The sequence below is a fragment of the Holdemanella hominis genome, assembly GCF_014306155.1.
In the GTDB taxonomy this organism is placed as follows: Bacteria; Bacillota_I; Bacilli_A; order Erysipelotrichales; family Erysipelotrichaceae; genus Holdemanella; species Holdemanella hominis.
Window position 1 is genome coordinate 1 of record NZ_JACRWH010000100.1, and the last position, 2,124, is coordinate 2,124.

Sequence of the window (2,124 nt, forward strand, 5' to 3'; positions counted from 1 at the left end):
GCTTTTCTGTACGACAGGCAGTCGTGCTTATAGTTGATAATCAATCACCGATTATCAACTGTTTTATTTTAGAGACAATAAAGTACAAGATACTCGTAACACTATACAAAAGTCATTGAAGTAAAACAGTCCCAACAAGGTTGAAATATTTTGTCTACTAAGGATATAGCCAAGTAGTAAGCCATACTCAATGCATTCTCGTGAGGGAGTGTGTGAAGGGAGTTAAAGCGAGAACTCAGGCACCAATCTATCAATGTACATGTGGCGTTCAGTATTGATGATGCTGCGGAAAAAAGCAGAAATCCTATGAATAGATACCAATGACTATATCGATATCTGTTAATACTGGATGTGAAAGCAGGAAGCATGAGTTCAAGGGAAGGCACAGATGATCCTGTGAGGTCTCCGTATTTAATGGACTACCATCTATAAGCGTAGCGAAGTGACGGATAGTGTACGGAGAAGTCAGAGTTACTAATAGTAGCGAAGAAGTTATAGAAATATAATGGAGCGAAGTGGTAACACCTTGTGAGCTTTGAGTAGATGTAGTTGTGTAAGTGCAAATTTTAAGAATATTCGTATTAACCTTAAAAGATATTACATGACAGTGGAAAGGAGATAAGAAAAGACATTATGAATGAACCATTAAAATTCAAATTATTTAGTGTGTATGGAAAAATACTACACAAAGATGTTCTTACAGAAGCTTTTCGTAAAGTGAAGAAGAACAAGGGATGTGCCGGTATTGATAAAGTCAGTATCAAAGTGTTTGAGGAAAATTTAGATGAAAACATAGAGTTGATTTTGAATGAACTTCGAACAAAGACGTACAAGCCTTCTCCAGTAAGACGAAAGTATATACCGAAGAAAAACGGAAAGTTAAGACCTTTAGGAATACCAACTATTAAAGACAGGGTCGTGCAACAAGCACTGGTCATTAAACTTGAGCCCTTCTTTGAAGAAAACGTATTTCACGACAATTCCTGTGGATTCAGACCTAACAGAGATGTTAAGTTAGCCATCAAGAAAATTGTGTCTAGATTAGAAAGTGGATATCTATATATCTATGATTTTGATATAAAAGGTTACTTCGACAATATACCTCACAAGAAACTTATGAAAGTTATCAACAAGTATGTGTCAGATGGAACAGTACTAGACATGATTTGGAAAACACTTAAAGCAGGGTACATGGAAGATGAAATACGATATGAAAACGCAAGTGGCACACAACAAGGTGGAGTTATTTCTCCACTATTGGCGAACATCTATTTGAATGAACTTGACTGGGAACTAACAAAAGCAAATCTTGAATTCGTGAGGTATGCTGACGATTCGATAGTCATGTGTCAAACAAAGGAAGATTTGGAAAAAGCCAAAGTCATAGTTCATGAAACGTTACAACGTCTAGGCCTTGAATTGGCAGAAGATAAAAGTGATGATATTGATTTTCACGAGAAAGACTTTGATTTCCTAGGTTTTACGTTCAACCATTTAAAAATGTCTAAAAATAGACATGTCTATTACACGTTTGGACCATCCGTAAAATCGTTAAAGAAGTTTAAGAGTGATATTAAATCTGTCACCAAGAAGAGTTGTACATACTCCTTTGAGAAGTGGACAGAGATTTTAAACCCAGTCATAAGAGGTAAGTTTAATTACTTCCTTATTCCTTTTCAAGTTGCACGAAAAATCAGACTGTTACTTAACGAACGCGGGTGAGTTATGCATGGCATACCTGCTCTTGATATAACCAAATTAGATGGTTATGTGTGTCAAAGACTACGAGTAAGTTTCTCATGCCGCGGAAAGAAACATGGTGGACAAGCACAAGGTAAATTATTAACTGTCAAATATGATAACAAGTTTTTCATAAAATGTATGGGTCTAGTTACAGGTGCGTATATGAAGGCTCAAATAGTTTTCCCTGGAATTAACATTGATGATTTTATTTTATTGATGGATTCCAATAAAAAGAAAAGTACCTCTTCTCAGAGTAAAAAGAGGTTCTTTCAGTATGCATACACTAAATAAGTCGAATCACAACATTTAAGTCTTTTCTAAAATGTAACTCACATTGGTAAGCCGTATGCCTTAATAGGGCACGTATGGTTTGATAAGGGG

1 protein-coding gene is annotated in these 2,124 nt (G+C 35.7%); it reads left to right on the top strand.

Annotated features, from left to right (window positions below; all coding sequences use genetic code 11):
• Nucleotides 1-633 precede the first annotated feature (633 nt).
• Complete coding sequence (gene ltrA / locus H8911_RS11990) at nt 634-1,722, top strand: group II intron reverse transcriptase/maturase (RefSeq protein ID WP_186999821.1); 1,089 nt, start codon at nt 634-636, stop codon at nt 1,720-1,722.
• Nucleotides 1,723-2,124: the final 402 nt, after the last annotated feature.

Excerpts from the sequence above, each read along its gene's own strand:
- ltrA (WP_186999821.1), top strand. The coding sequence starts at position 634 with ATGAATGAACCATTAAAATTCAAATTATTTAGTGTGTATGGAAAAATA.